The organism is Sporosarcina sp. P25 (assembly GCF_002743235.1).
Taxonomy (GTDB): Bacteria; Bacillota; Bacilli; order Bacillales_A; family Planococcaceae; genus Sporosarcina; species Sporosarcina ureae_B.
This window is the reverse complement of the sequence record NZ_PDYV01000003.1, coordinates 228,184-245,899: the sequence shown is the minus strand read 5'-3', so window position 1 is coordinate 245,899 and position 17,716 is coordinate 228,184. Positions and strand designations below refer to the sequence as shown.

The following is a 17,716-nucleotide window of genomic DNA, read 5'->3' as shown; positions in this document are numbered from 1 at the left end:
TTAGTTTAGTAGAATGAAGAATGATAACGAAAAGGAATGATCAATGTGCAACTTGGAAATGTAGGGACAGCAATGGTCACTCCTTTTTCTCCTGACGGTACGATTGATTACGCCCAGACAACAAGCTTGCTTGAGCATTTGATCGCAAATGGGACAGATTCTGTCATCGTCAGCGGTACGACGGGTGAATCCCCAACGTTAACTAGTACGGAGAAGAAGGAATTACTGGACTTTGTAGTAAAGGTTGTGAATAAGCGTATTCCTGTGATTGCAGGCACAGGGACAAACAATACCGCTGAATCCATAGAGCTGACTAAGGCTGCTGAGCAATCAGGGGCTGACGGAATCATGCTTGTGACACCTTACTATAATAAGCCAGACCAAAAAGGTATGTATGCACACTTTTCAAAAATTGCTAACGCCACAACATTGCCTGTATTGCTATATAATATTCCGAGTCGTTCCATTGTCAACTTGCTTCCTGAAACCGTTATTGCATTATCGAAAATTGATAATATTAAAGCGATTAAAGAAGCGAGTGGAAATTTGGAGCAGATGGCAGAAATCATTGAAGGAACAGCGGAAGATTTTGAAGTGTACAGTGGAGATGATGGATTGACTCTGCCATTGCTTGCAATTGGCGGTAGAGGCATTATTTCAGTTTCTGCGCACATCGTAGGCAATGAAATGCAAAAAATGATTCAAGCTTTCCAAAATGGCAACATAAAAGAAGCTGCTGATCTTCACCGTTCATTATTACCGGTATTTAGAGCATTGTTCTCGACACCGAATCCTGTGCCCGTGAAATATGCGCTAGAAAAAGCAGGGGTACCAACAGGTGGCGTTCGTTTACCACTTGTGAAAATGGATGAAAAAGAAGCTGCGATAATTGATGAAACGCTTGAAAAATTTGAAAAAAGAACACGGATTCTGTAATAAACAAAAGCCGGACGACCATTCCGGCTTTTTTTGTTTGTACTGAACGCCTACTATCTCGTATAATGGAGTTTAGTCGTTGTGGGCGGGAATAGAATATAGGAGGAAACAATGTGACGAAAATACAAAATGAATTAATTAGAGTGATTCCACTAGGTGGAGTAGGAGAAGTCGGGAAGTCCATGTACGTCGTTGAAATTGACGATGAACTATTTATTATGGATTCCGGATTAATGTTCCCTGAAACGGAAATGCTAGGTATTGACTTCGTAATACCTGATATGACCTATCTGGAAGAAAATAAAGATCGGGTCAAAGGAATCTTTTTAACGCACGGCCACGAGGATGCAATTGGTTCTATTGCGTACCTATTACAGAAAGTACAAGCTCCTGTCTACGGTACAAAGTTGACATTAGCGTTAGCGAAAGAACATTTGAAGAAAATGCCAGCACCATCTAATGTTCGCTTCTTTGAAGTGACAAGTAAGAGCCGCATGAACTTCAAACGCACGCATGTAACATTCTTTTACACGACTCACAGTATCCCGGACTCTCTAGGGATTGTCTTCCACACAAGTGAAGGTGCAATCGTCAATACAGGTGAGTTTAAATTTGACCAAGCAGCAAAAGGCAAATATCGCCCTGATTTTGCGAAAATGGCTACACTTGGTGAAGAAGGAGTCTTTATCTTGATGTCCGATTCTACAGAAGCAGAGCGTCCGGGGTATACAACATCCGAGTCTGTAATTGAAAAACGTCTTTTTAAAACTTTCCACGAAGCACAAGGAAGAATATTAGTAGCCTTGTATGCATCAAACTTCATTCGTATTCAGCAAGTACTAGATCAGGCAGCAGCTCAGAAAAAGAAAGTTGCAGTTGTTGGTAAAAGTTTAGAGAGCTACTTTGAAGTCGGATTAAAACTAGGCTATTTACAAGTGGAAGAAGATATTGTAATTCCAGTAAAAGACATGGAGCGTTATGATGATCAGGACATCGTAATTATTGTTACGGGTAACCAAGGCGAGCCACTAGAAGCGTTGGAGAAAATTGTCCGTAAACATCATAGAGAAATTAATATCAAAAGTTCAGATACGGTATTGATTACATTCACGCCATCTCCTGTTATGGAAACTTCCATGTACAAGATGATGAATGAATTAGCAAAGGCTGGCGCGACTGTACTGACGTCCACACGAAATGTACACGTCTCCGGTCACGGTTCCGCTGAAGATTTGAAAATGATGTTAAACTTGATGCAACCTAAATATTTTATTCCGATACAAGGGGAATATCGTATGCTGATTGCACACTCCAAGCTAGCTCAAGAAATTGGCCTGCCTAAAAACCGTATCTTCATTGCGGATAAAGGCGACATTGTTGAATTCAAGAATGAAAAGCTTCGTATGGCGGGTAGAGTACAAGCTGGTAACGTCTTGATCGATGGTATTGGTGTAGGTGATGTAGGAAACATCGTGTTGCGTGACCGTAAGCTATTATCGCAAGATGGGATCTTTACAGTCGTTGTGACATTGAACAGAAAGCAAAAACGAATCGCTGCAGGCCCTGAAGTCGTCTCAAGAGGTTTTGTCTATGTACGCGAATCAGAGGAATTATTTGAAGAAGCGACAAAGCTGATTACTAAAATTGTCGAAAAGTATGTGAATAAAGAAACATTTGAATGGACAAACATTAAACAAGAGATCCGTGAGACATTGAGTTCGTATTTATATCAGCAAACAAAACGTCGCCCTATGATTATCCCAATCATCATGGAATACTGATCCAAACTGTTTGTTGACTAATTAAAGAACAATTGGATTTCCATGCCTTTATGGCTGGAAATCTTTTTTTCAGAAAGGGGGTTGGCAAATGGCGAAGAAACGTGCTAAAAAGAGAGCACCAGCGAAGAAGAGACAACAGAAAAAACAGCAAAGTCAAATGCAACCACTCTGGTTTGAAATTTTAGGTGTCGTCTTAATCGGTATCGCAATTATCATGATCTTTGAATTCGGTGTCATCGGTCGAGGTTTATCGGCTTTCTCCCGATTCTTATTGGGCAATTGGTATGTTGCATTGCCATTTTTGATTATTGTACAAGCGTTGATATTCATGATCAAGAGACAAATAGGGGGATATAAGCACCGAATTGTCATCGGTTGTTTATTCATCTTAAGTAGTATGCTGTTGTTCAGTCATGTTCATTTATTTCAGACATTGTATGAAAGCAAAGTTCTGATGTCAAATTCTGCACTTAAGGAAACGTGGAAAGTTCTCATCACCAATGATGGTATACATGACCAAACAGGGACGCTGGGTGGCGGTATGTTGGGCGCTGTGCTGTTCGCGATGTTTTATTCACTAGTTGATTCATCAGGCGCTACAGTGGCCGGTGTGCTGTTACTGCTCATTGGTATCATTTTGTTGACGGGAAAGGCTTTGATTCCGTTTCTGGTCGAACAAACACCTATCTTGATGAATGCTATTAAGAAAAAGTGGGCAGCGAGAGAAAAGAAGTCAGTCAAGTCACTTGAAGAAAAACGTAAAGAAAGTGCGCGCGGTAATAGAAAGACTAAGCCGAAGGCGAAGCCGGTAGACACTTCTGAAATGGAAGCAGTACATGATTATCCAGAACCGGCCAGTGAACCGATTATCTCTAGCTTCACGGCGAAAATCGAACAGGCTGCACAACCAGAAATTGTACAAGAAAAGCAGTCGATAGATAAAGTGGACACTACACTTGATCCTAAAGATCCTGCGGTTGATTATCCTGTAATGGGTGGAGAGCAAGAAAACGAATCGTATATTCTACCTTCGCCCAATTTATTGGAACCGCCTGTAGCCAGTGATCAGTCTGGAGAATATGATTTAATTCAAGCAAACGCCAAAAAACTAGAGAAAACGTTCCTAAGCTTTGGGGTCAAAGCACGAGTGACACAAGTGCATTTAGGACCAGCTGTCACTAAATATGAAATCCTGCCTGATACCGGTGTGAAAGTAAGTCGCATTGTAAGTTTGGCGGATGATATTGCATTGGCATTGGCAGCTAGCGGAATTCGTATCGAAGCACCAATTCCTGGTAAATCGGCAGTTGGAATAGAAGTGCCAAACAATGCAGTGGCGATGGTAAGTTTACGTGAAGTGCTGGAATCTAAGGAAAATAATCCTCCCGAGTCCAAGTTGCTAGTAGGTTTAGGTCGTGATGTGACAGGACAAGCCATGATGACAGAACTGAATAAAATGCCTCACGTATTGATTGCGGGTGCTACGGGAAGCGGTAAAAGTGTCTGTGTCAACGGTATCATTATGAGTATCATCATGCGGGCGAAACCACATGAAGTGAAAATGATGATGATCGATCCCAAAATGGTAGAGTTGAATGTTTTCAATGGTATCCCACATTTATTGGCGCCTGTTGTTACGGATCCTAGGAAAGCGGCGCAAGCATTGCAACGAGTTGTCTCTGAAATGGAGCGCAGATATGAGTTATTTTCCCATACTGGCACACGAAATATAGAAGGGTATAATAACCATATTGAACAATGGAATGAAGAGCACGATGAGAAACATCCGCGGATGCCGTATATTGTTGTGATCGTCGATGAGTTGGCAGACTTAATGATGGTCGCGTCAAGTGACGTAGAGGATTCCATTACACGTCTCGCACAGATGGCGAGAGCTGCTGGTATTCATTTAATCATCGCCACTCAGCGTCCAAGTGTGGATGTTATTACGGGTATCATCAAAGCAAATATCCCTTCTCGAATTGCGTTTGCTGTATCTTCAGCAATCGACTCGCGGACTATTCTGGACGGTAGCGGTGCAGAGAAGTTGTTGGGGCGAGGAGATATGTTATTCCTGCCTGCTGGTGCTTCAAAACCTACACGTATACAAGGCGCATTTGTCTCAGATGAAGAGGTGGAAGCGGTAGTGAATTTCGTTATCGAACAACAAAAAGCTCAGTATCAGGAAGAGATGATTCCGACTGAAGTGGAAGTATTAGCTCCGCATGAAGAAACCGATGATTTATATGATGAAGCAGTACAAATGGTAGTAGAAATGCAAACCGCGTCCGTTTCAATGATTCAGAGGCGTTTCCGAGTTGGATATGCTAGAGCTGCACGTATAGTGGATCAAATGGAAGCACATGGTGTGGTTGGACCGCCTGAAGGTAGTAAGCCAAGACAGGTATTACTCAATAAGTCAGAGCTGGAAATGTAAGGCTTCAGTTGTTCTTATTTTGATAAGTCGAAGTTATTCGTAATTTTGGCTAGATATTTCCTTCTACCTAAGTAAATGTTATAGTGAAGGTAGAAGGGAATTATCATTCCAGGCTATTAGAATAGAGTGTATCATCCAATATTTAGCAGAGCGGAAAGCGCTACCATGCAATGTAACACAGCCACTGTTTTTATGAACGTCAAAAGGGGAAAGGTAATAAATTCCCGAGTGATTAATTAACAATGATTCTTTCGTATCCAATTATTGGGTAAAAAGTAGTGTCGATAGGGTATAAGACGTATAGCGTCCTAACATAATACCAAAATTAGCCAGGGGAGGTCATTAATCATGAAAAAAAGAAAATTTGGTCTAGCGATGTCTTTAGTGTTAGCTGCAGGTACAATGTTAGCAGCATGTGGCTCTGACGATAAGGACAAAAACAATGCGGGTGAAAAGCCGGCAACAGGAGACAACGGTGAGAAAAGCGAATTCTCAATTGCTATGGTAACTGACGTTGGAGGAATTGATGATAAATCATTCAACCAATCTGCATGGAAAGGCGTTAAAGAATTCGGGGAAGATCAAGGATGGGAAAAAGGAACTGGCGGATACGATTACCTTCAGTCAACTGGCCCGGAAGATTATACAACTAACCTTAACAACTTGGCTCGTCGTGATTTCAACTTAATTTTCGGAGTAGGTTTCTTGATGGAAGATGCAATTGAAGATATTGCAGCACAACAAAAAGATACTCAATTCTCAATTATTGATGGTGAAGTAGATGCTCCAAACGTAGCTAGCATCCTCTTTAAAGAACAAGAAGGCGGATACTTAGCTGGAGTCGCTGCTGGATTAATGACAAAATCAAATAAGATTGGTTTCATTGGTGGTATGGACAATCCTGTAATCGAGCGGTTTGAAGCTGGATTCCTTGAGGGTGTTAAATCAGTTAAGCCTGAAATCAAAGTAGATTCAAAATATGTAGGTGCATTTGATAAAGCGGAACTTGGTAAAGCTGAGGCGGGTCGTATGTATTCTTCTGGCGTAGACATTATTTTCCACGCTGCTGGCGGAACAGGTAACGGTGTATTCTCAGAAGCGAAAGAACGTAAGCAAGCAGATAAAGATGCATACGTTTGGGTAATCGGTGTTGACTCTGACCAGTACGAAGAAGGTAAAGTTGGAGATGACAACGTTACACTTACATCTATGTTAAAACGTGTTGACGTAGCAGTTAAAGACATTGCCGATTTGTCAATGGCTGGTAACTTCCCTGGTGGGGAAACAAAAGTATATGGCCTTTCAGATGACGGTTTAGGTCTTGCTGATTCACGTGGCGCTATTCCACAAGACGTATTGGATCAAATTGATGAACATGCACAAAAAATTGCAAATGGTGAAATTGAAGTACCAGAGTTTGTAGAAAAAAAGAAATAAGGTCATTAAACAGATGAAGGCCGGTTTCATATCCGGCCTTCATTTCATTAAATTAATAAAATAAAGGTTCCTTGGTCATTGTTCCGAAACTTTTATTTTATTAATTTCTAAGATTAATAATAAAAAATATCTGTAAGCTACTTATAAAAATGGTAAAGCTTTCAACTTTTCACATGGGGGTTTTATCACGTATTATTGAAGAGAAGAGTCGTGCTACTTAATTCTATTGAATTCAATTATGGGCAAGGAAGTGATTGGGATGGATTATGTAATTGAAATGCTAGACGTTTCAAAAAAGTTCGGAAATTTCTATGCAAATGATCATATTACATTACAACTGGAGAAAGGCGAGATTCACGCATTGCTAGGTGAAAACGGTGCTGGGAAATCGACCCTAATGAATGTATTATTTGGTTTGTATCAACCGGATGGTGGAGAAATTCGTGTCCGTGGCGAAAATGTAGCCATCACTGATCCCAACGTGGCAAATGATCTAGGAATTGGGATGGTGCATCAGCATTTTATGTTGGTGGAGAATTTAACGGTTACCGAAAATATTATTTTAGGTAGTGAGCCAACTAAATCTGGAATTATCAACATTAAGGATTCTGCGAAAAAAGTAGCGGAAATTTCTAAGATGTATGGGCTAGATGTGGATCCTTACGCCAAAATAGAAGATATTTCCGTAGGTATGCAACAACGTGTCGAAATTCTCAAGACACTTTATCGTGGAGCAGATATCTTAATATTTGATGAACCTACCGCATCATTAACGCCTCAGGAAATTGAAGAATTATTGAATATTATGAAAAAGCTCGTTGCAGAAGGAAAATCAATCATCTTGATCACCCATAAACTGGCGGAAATTATGAATGTCTCAGACAAAGTAACTGTCATCCGCAAAGGTAAAGGAATTGGTACTGTTATTACATCGGAAACGAATCCCGAAGAGTTGGCGACGTTGATGGTAGGACGTCAAGTCACATTTAAAACGGAAAAAGGTCCATCTCATCCTACTGAAGAAGTATTGAAGATAGAAAATCTACAAGTTAATGACTACCGGGGTGTTGCTAAATTAAAAGGCCTTAATCTTTCAGTACGCCGCGGTGAAATTGTTGGAATTGCCGGCATTGATGGGAACGGCCAATCCGAATTAATCGAAGCAATTACTGGCTTAACTAAAGTGAAGAGCGGGAAGATTTTCATCAATGATGAAGATGTCACAAATAAAAAACCGCGAAAAATTACTGAAACCGGTATTGGACATATTCCACAAGACCGCCACAAGCACGGACTTATATTAGACTTTTCAGTGGCGTATAATACCGCGCTTCAATCGTATTATCATGAACCATTATCTAAAGGTGGAATCATGGATTATAAAGTGATCAATGAAAAAGCAGAAGAACTGATCAAAGAGTACGATGTGCGAACGCAAGGTACACATGAATTAGCGAGAGCATTATCCGGTGGGAATCAGCAAAAGCTAATCATAGGACGGGAAATTATGAGAAATCCGGATTTACTGATTGCGGCATTACCTACTCGTGGTTTGGACGTTGGAGCAATCGAGTTTATTCATCGGCGTCTAATTGAGCAACGTGACAGTGGAAAAGCGGTTTTACTCATTACATTTGAATTGGATGAAGTCATGAACGTTTCAGATAAAATCGCAGTTATTTATGATGGAACTATAGTAGGTACCGTAATTCCACAAGAGACAACGGAACAAGCACTAGGATTAATGATGGCAGGCCATTCAAAAGATGTTGCTGAGAAAAAAGTTCTAGCTGCTGAGAAGGACGGTGATGAACATCATGTCGAATAAAATGATCAATATACTGGTCCCGGTGATTTCGATCTTTTTAGGGCTCTTAGTAGGCGCGGTCGTGATGCTGATCAGTGATTATAACCCAATCACAGGCTATATGGCATTATGGAATGGTATTTTCGGTGATTCTTATGCCATTGGTGAAACTATTCGTCAAATCAGTCCATACTTACTAGCAGGACTTGCAGTAGCGTTTGCATTTAGAACTGGACTTTTTAATATCGGAGTAGAAGGACAACTAATTGTGGGCTGGTTTGCTGCGGCTTACGTTGGGATGGCGTTCGATCTTCCTAAAATTATTCACTTACCTTTTGCACTCATAGCAGCCGCTGTTGCTGGGGCCCTCTGGGGACTTGTACCAGGTATTTTGAAAGCAACATTGAAAGTACATGAAGTTATTGTCACGATTATGATGAACTACATTGCCTTACATGTGGTTAACGCATTAATTAAAACACTCTCCGGTGGTGGATTCAAATTGGAGCGTATCCATGAATCGGCCTCGCTTCGGTCGGAGTTCTTATCAAATCTAACGGACTACTCCACATTGCATTACGGAATTTTTGTAGCATTGGCTATGGTTGTTGTCATGTGGTTCATTTTAGAGAAAACGAAGACTGGATATGAATTGAAATCTGTAGGATATAACGATAATGCAGCCCGATATGCGGGGATGAGCGCCAACAAGAATATTATTCTTGCAATGGTCATTTCTGGTGCGTTCGCTGGACTAGGAGGTGCGATGGAAGCGCTTGGTACGTTTGGTAACATGTCTTCCATGGGTGGCTTTACAGGGATCGGTTTTGATGGAATCGCTGTAGCCTTGCTTGGTGCGAATACGCCACTTGGTGTCATCTTCGGGGCCACATTATTCGGTTCATTGAAATATGGTGCGAATAATATGCCGAATGAAGCAGGCATTCCAGTAGAAATTGTTTCAATTATTATAGCATTGGTTATTTTCTTTGTTGCTTGCGGATACATCATCCGTGTAGGACTCATACGTTTGCGCAACAAGAAGGAGGCAAAGTGACATGTTAGATGTATTATATTTCATCATACCTATAACAATTGCTTCTGCAGCTCCTCTTATTTTTACAGCAATTGGCGGTGTATTCTCTGAGCGATCCGGAGTCATCAATATTGGATTGGAAGGCCTCATGATTATGGGTGCATTTATCGGGATCCTGTTCAACCTGTTTTTCGCGGATACCTTTGGTGCATGGACACCTTGGATTGCATTAATTGTGGCAATGCTCGTTTCGGCTTTGTTTGCAACACTTCACGCTATAGCGTCTATCTCGTTCCGAGCGGATCAAGTAGTATCAGGTGTAGCGATTAACATGTTAGGACTTGCCATTGCATTATTCTCAGTAAAAATGATTTTTGGTAAAGGTCAAACTGATTTCATTCAACAAAAAATCCCAAGATTCAACGTACCATTTTTGGAAGATATCCCAATCATAGGACCCATGTTCTTTAAATTAGTTTATGGCTCTTCAATTTTGGCGATAGCTGTTGCATTTATTGCATGGTTTGTTATTTACAAGACGCCATTTGGTTTACGTCTTCGCTCAGTAGGAGAGCATCCGATGGCGGCAGATACGATGGGAATCAAAGTAACAAAAATTCGATATATCGCAGTTCTGATTTCTGGTGGACTGGCCGGGATCGGTGGGGCAGTTTATTCTCAAACCATCACGAATGATTTCGGACATGCGACAATAAATGGGCAAGGATTCATGGCACTTGCAGCGATGATCTTTGGGAAATGGCACCCACTGGGAGCTATGGGAGCCGCGCTATTCTTCGGATTTGCGCAGGCACTAGCCATCAGTTCTTCTAGTATTACGTTCTTAGCAGACATCCCACCAGTGTATTTCCATATCTTCCCTTACGTTTTAACTATTCTAGCGCTTGCTGGATTCCTAGGAAAAGCGAAAGCACCAAAAGCACTTGGTAAACCTTACGTTAAAGGAAATAGATAAAAACTAGAAAAGCTAGCTGGAGATACATACTCTTCAGTTAGCTTTTCTAAGGTTGTAGTGATAATAAGTCAAGATTTCATTCATCTTCCGCTTCAGTCCTAGCTAAAGTCTATCTTTAGCGCACGAAAGTTGTATCATTTTCCAAATGACAGGCTAAAATGTATAGTGAGACTAGGAATACATATAATAAGGTAAACGAGGTGTTTGTATGTTCAATAAAACAAAATTACAAAATGGCGTACATTTGTATATACGTAAAACGGAACAATTTAAAACGGTGAATGTGACAATTAAGTGGAAAGCACCACTGGATCAAAAGAAAGCTTCTGAACGTACAGTGTTGGCAAATGTGATGGAGGATTCGACGAAGCAGTACCCAACATTAAGTTCAATGCGCAAGGCGCTTGACGAGTTGTACGGTACAGTATTATTTACGGACGTCTCAAAGAGAAGCTCTCAGCATATGGTTTCACTTTATACAGAATGTGTAAACGATGATTTTTTTGCAGGAGAAGACATCTTTAAACAGTTGTGGCAATTGATTCGTTCTGTAGTGTTTGATCCAAATGTAACGGATAAGGCTTTTGATCCCGATGTAACAGAGAGGGAAAAACGTAATGTCCGTGATCGGATTCGTTCTATATATGACGACAAAACACGTTTCGCACAGAAACGCATGCTTGAAATCATGAGACCGAATCACCCGGCATCAATTTCAGCTTACGGCACAGAAACTGCGGTGTCTGAAATTACAAGTGAAAGTCTTTATGCTACATATGAAGATATGATGAATAATGATTTGATTGATATTTATGTAGTAGGCGATATAGATGAGAATGATATCATTGAGCAAATTAAACAGTTCTTACCATTTGCAGCTAGAGATGCGGCGAAACAAAATGAATTTTTGGATGTGAAAGTGTCAGGTTCTGTGAATACAGTCAGAGAAAAACAAGACATGAAACAAGGTAAACTTCATCTTGGTTTCCATACACCTGTATCTTTCCATCATCCTGATTACCATAAGATGCAAATAACAAATGGTGTTTTCGGTGGCTTTGCTCATAGTAAATTATTTATGAACGTGAGAGAAAAGGAAAGTATGGCATACTATGCGAATAGTGCATTTGCATCGCATTATGGTATCGTCTATGTCACGGCGGGTATTGATGCGGATTTGGAAGAGAAAGCTGTCAAGTTAATTCTTGAGCAACTAACGGCATTACAAAATGGCGAGAGTACAGAAGTCGAGTTAAGTCAGACGGTCGCACTTCTAGAAAACAGCATCTTGAGTGCAAATGATTCAGCCCGCAGTCAGATTGAAATTTTTGATCAATATAAAGAATTAGACGAGAACTTCACGGCTGAACGATTAATCGAAAAGTGGGAATCGGTCACATTGGAAGATATAAAGGAAATGGCGAATACAATTCAATTGGAAATTGTGTATTTGCTGTCAGGTAAGGAGGATGTTTCCGAATGAAAGAAGTAAATTTTGATCAACTACAAGAGAAGATTTATACTGAAACACTAGATAATGGTTTAAAAGTTGTTATTCTACCGAAACGTGGATTTTCTAAAACGTTTGTAACGTTTACGACGAAATATGGGTCCATTGATCGTACGTTTAAACCGCATGGCAAAGATGAACTCATTACAGTACCTGATGGTATTGCCCATTTTCTAGAACACAAAATGTTTGAGAAAGAAGATGGAGATGTTTTTCAGAAGTTTAGTTTAAATGGTGCCTCTGCCAACGCTTATACAACATTTGGTAGAACGGCATACCTTTTTTCTGCAACCAATAAACTAAAAGAAAACACAAAAATATTACTCGATTTTGTTCAACAACCCTATTTCACGAAACAAACTGTTGATAAAGAAAAGGGTATTATTGCCCAGGAAATTACCATGTATGATGACCAGCCCGACTGGCGATTATATTTTGGCACAATTGAAAACCTCTATGAAAACCATCCGGTAAAAATCGATATTGCCGGGACTGTAGAGTCTATTCAGGACATTACAGCTGAACATTTATATACATGTTATGAGACATTCTATCATCCATCCAACATGTTACTGTTTATCGTGGGAGCAGTGAAGCCGGAAGAAATGATGGCGTTTGTTAAAGAAGATCAAGCAAAGAAATCGTTCGATAAACCAGAGGTGATTGAACGCCAATTCCCGTCAGAATCAAATGAAGTCGATGTGCCTGCACGTACATTGACGATGGATGTTTCAAAACCGAAATTGAATATCGGTATGAAATGTACCAAGGTAGATTTACAAGGACAAGAGATGCTTGAAACGGAATTGTCAGCAAACCTCGTATTAGATAGTCTATTCGGTCGCACATCTGCATTTTATGAAAAAGCGAACGCAGAAGGCTTAGTTGATGAATCGTTCTCATATGAGTTCTCCTTGGAAGAAGGCTACGGTTTTGCGATGGTCGGTTCTGATACAGATGAGCCAGAGCGCTTGGAAAAATTGATTCGTCATACGATTAAAGACGCAAAATTAAATTGGCCAGTGCAAGAAGAAGATTTGGATAGGATGCGTAGAAAGAAAATTGGTCAATTTATGCGTTCATTGAATTCCATCGAATTTATCGCGAACCAATACACACGATATGAATTTAACGATATGAATTTATTCGATGTCGTACCGACTTTAGAGAAGTTATCGATGGATAAACTAAAAGAAGCATTTGCAACGTTCACGGATGACAATAGCTATACAATCTTCAAAGTCATGCCACCGAAGCAATGAGTATGAAGCGTTTTGCACTCGTTTTAGGTGCATCCGGAGGGATTGGGGAAGTGATCTGTAAACAACTAGCTAAAGCGGGGTGGTCTTTGTATATGCACTATAATGCAAATAAAAGCCAGCTCGATCTATTGCGTTATGAATTGGAAAAGACTTATCCCAACCAACAATTCCGTAGTGTGCAAGCAGACTTTAGAGTTGAATGGGCAGCAGAGAAATTGGCAGCTGACATGCAAAGCGTTCAAGCAATTGTTGTAGCTAACGGTCAGTCAGTTGTCAAACTGTTATCGGAGACAAGCGAAATGGAAATGTCGGAATTGTGGCAGGTCCACATGCAGAATCCAGCCCGTTTAATCGCACTGTTATCTGAAAAACTACGCAAGCATGAGGTCTCCTATATTGTATTTATCGGATCAATATGGGGCAGTACTGGTGCTGCAGGTGAAGTAATGTATTCTGCAGTCAAAGGTGCACAGCATGCCTTCGTCAAAGCATATGCAAAGGAATCCGCGTATTCAGGCATACGGGTCAATGCTATTGCCCCGGGATGGATCGACACCCGCATGAATCAAGAGTTTTCTGCAGAGGAACGTCAGATGGTACTTGAACAGATTCCGCTTTTGTCAGTCGGGACACCGCAAGAAATAGCGAATATGGTCGAATTTATGTTGAGTGGCAAAGCAAATTATATGACAGGTGAAATAATTCAAATCAATGGTGGCTGGTATATTTAAAGCCTTGGGAAAAGGACAATGCCTGTTGTCCTTTTCTTTTTTTCTTTTATTCGCTTTGGCAATCCGCTATTATAGAACTAAGTGCATACTTGTGCGTTCTGGAAAAAGTAGTTTTATGAAGGAGTGTGTTGAATGGGAGAATGGTATGTCGAATATGAGTTGCAAGTCAATCGGCCTGGATTGCTAGGGGATATTGCTTCCCTACTTGGTATGTTACGAGTAGATATTGTGACTATTAATGGGGTAGATGGCAGATACCGTGGTATGCTCGTTCACACTGATCATGATCAGCAAATTAAACGTTTCGAGTTGATCGCTTCTACTATGGATGCGATTGTCATCCATAAGATCAGAGAACCTAAATTGCGTGATGTATTAGCTGTCCGACATGGACATTATATTCAGCGCGGTACCGATGACCGAAGAACCTATCAATTCATAAGAAGTGAGCTTGGAATCTTAGTGGACTTTTTAGCAGAGATCTTCAAACAAGATGGTCATAAACTAATCGGTGTCCGTGGAATGCCGCGGGTAGGAAAAACAGAATCCGTAGTAGCGGCAAGTGTTTGTGCTAATAAAAAATGGGTCTTTTTATCTTCCACGATGATTAAACAAACGATTAGAACGAGTATGATGGGGGATGAATTTTCAGACGATAACATTTTTATACTTGACGGGATCGTGACACGAAAAACTTCTGACGAACGTCATATGCAATTAGTACGTGAAATTATGGGCTTGCCGACAATTAAAGTGGTTGAGCATCCGGATATGTTTGTGAAGCAATCCGAATATACAATGGAAGATTTTGATATAATTATAGAGTTGCGGACGACTGTAGATCAAGAGATCACTTACGACATTTTAGAGAAGAATGATCCACTATCCAACCGTAATACTATGGGCGGCTTTAATATGTTTAATTGATTGAAATGAGTTAGGTGGGTGTTGAATTTGATCGGAATAGGTGCTCGTTTAAAAGAAGCGAGGATTTCAAAAGGATTGACGTTAGAAGCTTTGCAGGACAGTACGAAAATCCAGCAACGTTATCTATCAGCAATTGAAAATGAAGAATTTCAAGTTATTCCTGGCGCTTTCTATGTACGTGTTTTTATTAAACAGTATGCAGAAGCGGTTGACTTGGATGCGGATGAAATACTGAGTCTTTATCAAGATGAGTATGAACCGGCAGTGCAAGAAAAACAGGAAAAAATTGTGCCAGCGACTATGCAACGTAGTGCAGGTTCAAAGCAGAGTAACCAATTAAAAGAAGCAATGCCAAAAATAATTGTTGCACTATTTATTATAATGATTTTAGTGATTGTTTATACGTTACTAAGAGACAATGCATCAGAACCAACTGTAGATGATGAATCATCAGACCCTATTTCGTCAGTTGTAACTGATCCGCAACAGGATTCAAACCAAGTGGTTAAGAAGCCTGTTGAACACGCTTCTACTGTGGGTGAAACCTCTATATTCAAATTATCTGATCCTGAAAATATCACAGTGGTTATCAAGACTACGGGTAACTCTTGGATTTCAGTAACGGATCAAGATGGCGAAGAACGCATGCCGAAACCAAGTGGTGCCCGAGTAGTACAAGAAGGCGAAACAATTGAAATTCAAGCGGACGATGCAGAAAGTTTGAGAATACGAGTTGGTAATTACGAAAATGCAGAACTGACTGTTAATGGACAACGAGTAGATTACCCAACAGATCTCGTCCCACAAAACATTGTGTTAAAAAAACCATAATAAAATAGTCATCTAAAGAGGTGACTATTTTATTCTTTATAAGTAGATTTTACCGTTAGAAAGGCGGACATGTAATGAATTTACCAAATAAAATTACGCTCTCGAGAGTATTTATGATCCCTATTTTCATCCTGTTTCTTACAGTGGACTTTGGTTGGGGAATGATTCAGCTAGGTGGAGTAGAAATGCCTGTTGAACATTTGGTGGGCGCGATCATCTTTATCATAGCTTCTACAACTGACTGGCTAGATGGATACTTAGCAAGGAAAAACAATTTAGTAACAAATATGGGGAAGTTTTTGGATCCGTTAGCAGATAAATTACTAGTCTCAGCTGCTTTTATTTTATTAGTGGAAATGGGGACGGCTCCTGCATGGATTGTGATTGTTATTATCAGTAGAGAATTTGCGGTTACAGGATTACGGTTGATTTTAGCGGGTGGTGGGGAAGTAGTTGCAGCGAACCAGTTAGGTAAAATTAAAACAGTTACGCAACTACTAGCGATATCATTCCTTTTATTGCATAATATTTTCTTCGAAGCGATTGGTATTCCATTTGGAACCATCATGTTGTACATTGCATTAGTATTTACAGTATGGTCAGGTATCGATTACTTTGTTAAAAATCGCAAAATTTTAGTGGAGTCAATGTGAGGAGTGAAGTGTATTCATGAAAGCAGAAATTATTGCGGTAGGGTCTGAACTTCTTCTGGGACAAATCACGAATACCAATGCTAGGTTCATATCGGCTAAATTAGCTGAAGCTGGAATAGATGTGTATTGCCATACCGTTGTAGGGGATAATCCTAAACGCTTGTCACAAACAATTCAGTTGGCTCAGCAACGTGCAGACATCCTGATCTTTAGTGGCGGTCTCGGACCCACAAAAGATGACTTGACAAAGCAAACTATTGCAAGTGAATTGGGTTGTGAGCTTATATCTGATGACGATGCGATGAAAACGATCGAAGATTATTTTACTCAAGTCGGAAAAGTGATGACTGAAAATAATAAACAGCAAGCCCTTGTATTAAAAGGTTCTACGGTATTGCCGAATCGAAATGGTATGGCACCAGGCATAGCAATAGGAAAAGATGGTAAACAGTATATTCTGCTGCCCGGCCCGCCGCATGAAATGGAGCCCATGTTTGAACAAGAAGCAATTCCATACTTACTCGGTGTATATGGTAAACAAGATGTAATCTCTTCAAAGGTATTGAAGTTACAAGGAATAGGCGAATCGGAATTGGAAGTCCGTATCCAAGCTATTCTTGAGAAGCAGACGAATCCAACAATTGCACCACTTGCTTCACCGGGTATGGTTAACCTACGTATTACCGCAAAAGCCAAAACGGAAGAAGAAGCACAGAAATTGATATCACCTGTGGAACAGGAAATTCGTTCTATTGTAGGGGAGTTTATCTACGGTGTGGATGATGATACACTGGCTTCCAAAACGACTGAATTGTTGCTTCAAAATGACTGGACTATTTCTGCTGCAGAAAGTCTAACAACCGGTATGTTTATGGCGGAACTTGGTTCAGAAGCGGGAATAGGTAACGCGCTAAAAGGCGGCCTTGTGGTATATAATAAAGAGATGAAAGTGGAGCAATTGGGTATTTTACCATCATTACTTGATTACCATGGGATTGTCAGTGCAGAGTGCGCTGAATCGATGGCGGAAAGCGTTCGGGAGAGATTCACTACAACATTTGGAGTGAGCCTGACTGGTGCTGCTGGCCCTGAGCCACATGATGGTCAGCCAGCCGGTACAGTTTGGATTGGCATTGCAGCAGAAGGTATGAAGACAACATCTTATAGACTTCAGCTATCAGGTTCTCGTAATACAAATCGTAAACGTTCTGTTCAATTTGCTTTACATTATCTCATTCAAATAATCAAAGAGAAAAAAGAACTGAAGTATTGAATTTTGCTAGTGAATTAGCTGGCAAAATTCAATTCATCTCAGCTTTTTGCGCTTGTTTTTCAATTTCTATTACTGATTTATCGAATACCCGTTCGTTTAATTCTTGTGTATTCTGTTGG

14 protein-coding genes are annotated in these 17,716 nt (G+C 40.3%); all 14 read left to right on the top strand.

Features of this window, described 5'->3' with window-relative positions; genetic code table 11:
- Positions 1-45 precede the first annotated feature (45 nt).
- The 14 genes from dapA (at position 46) to CSV70_RS04525 (ending at position 17,597) form a co-directional block, all read left to right on the top strand.
- Positions 46-936 (top strand): 4-hydroxy-tetrahydrodipicolinate synthase, encoded by an 891-nt coding sequence (dapA, locus tag CSV70_RS04590; RefSeq protein WP_232319168.1) that lies wholly within the window; start codon positions 46-48, stop codon positions 934-936.
- 113 nt (positions 937-1,049) lie between these two features.
- Entirely contained in the window at positions 1,050-2,717 is a 1,668-nt protein-coding gene (locus CSV70_RS04585) for a ribonuclease J (RefSeq protein WP_085133281.1), read from the top strand.
- A gap of 88 nt (positions 2,718-2,805) precedes the next feature.
- The gene (locus CSV70_RS04580; protein WP_099628110.1) at positions 2,806-5,154 is read left to right on the top strand and encodes a DNA translocase FtsK; all 2,349 of its coding nucleotides are present in this window, start codon (positions 2,806-2,808) and stop codon (positions 5,152-5,154) included.
- 348 nt (positions 5,155-5,502) lie between these two features.
- A complete protein-coding gene (locus CSV70_RS04575; protein ID WP_099626387.1) occupies positions 5,503-6,591 on the top strand; it encodes a BMP family lipoprotein in 1,089 nt (362 codons plus the stop codon).
- 259 nt (positions 6,592-6,850) lie between these two features.
- Complete coding sequence (locus CSV70_RS04570) at positions 6,851-8,419, top strand: ABC transporter ATP-binding protein (protein ID WP_099628111.1); 1,569 nt, start codon at positions 6,851-6,853, stop codon at positions 8,417-8,419.
- Positions 8,409-9,455 carry an ABC transporter permease gene (locus CSV70_RS04565; protein WP_099628196.1) on the top strand — a complete coding sequence of 349 codons (1,047 nt, stop codon included), beginning with the start codon at positions 8,409-8,411 and terminating at the stop codon, positions 9,453-9,455. Before CSV70_RS04570 ends, CSV70_RS04565 begins: the two co-directional genes overlap by 11 nt.
- A 1-nt stretch (position 9,456) precedes the next feature.
- A complete protein-coding gene (locus CSV70_RS04560) occupies positions 9,457-10,410 on the top strand; it encodes an ABC transporter permease (protein WP_085133285.1) in 954 nt (317 codons plus the stop codon).
- A gap of 208 nt (positions 10,411-10,618) precedes the next feature.
- Entirely contained in the window at positions 10,619-11,893 is a 1,275-nt protein-coding gene (gene yfmF / locus CSV70_RS04555) for an EF-P 5-aminopentanol modification-associated protein YfmF (RefSeq protein ID WP_099660782.1), read from the top strand.
- Entirely contained in the window at positions 11,890-13,182 is a 1,293-nt protein-coding gene (gene yfmH / locus CSV70_RS04550; protein ID WP_099628112.1) for an EF-P 5-aminopentanol modification-associated protein YfmH, read from the top strand. Before yfmF ends, yfmH begins: the two co-directional genes overlap by 4 nt.
- A 2-nt stretch (positions 13,183-13,184) precedes the next feature.
- A complete protein-coding gene (ymfI, locus tag CSV70_RS04545) occupies positions 13,185-13,913 on the top strand; it encodes an elongation factor P 5-aminopentanone reductase (protein ID WP_099628113.1) in 729 nt (242 codons plus the stop codon).
- A 132-nt stretch (positions 13,914-14,045) separates the two neighbouring features.
- Positions 14,046-14,840 (top strand): DUF3388 domain-containing protein, encoded by a 795-nt coding sequence (locus CSV70_RS04540; RefSeq protein ID WP_085133289.1) that lies wholly within the window; start codon positions 14,046-14,048, stop codon positions 14,838-14,840.
- A gap of 27 nt (positions 14,841-14,867) precedes the next feature.
- Entirely contained in the window at positions 14,868-15,671 is an 804-nt protein-coding gene (locus tag CSV70_RS04535) for a helix-turn-helix domain-containing protein (RefSeq protein ID WP_158232261.1), read from the top strand.
- 74 nt (positions 15,672-15,745) lie between these two features.
- Positions 15,746-16,324, top strand: coding sequence for a CDP-diacylglycerol--glycerol-3-phosphate 3-phosphatidyltransferase (gene pgsA, locus CSV70_RS04530; RefSeq protein WP_099628114.1), 579 nt, complete (start codon positions 15,746-15,748; stop codon positions 16,322-16,324).
- A 16-nt stretch (positions 16,325-16,340) separates the two neighbouring features.
- On the top strand, positions 16,341-17,597 hold the full coding sequence (locus CSV70_RS04525) for a competence/damage-inducible protein A (protein WP_085133292.1): 1,257 nt from the start codon (positions 16,341-16,343) through the stop codon (positions 17,595-17,597).
- Positions 17,598-17,716: the final 119 nt, after the last annotated feature.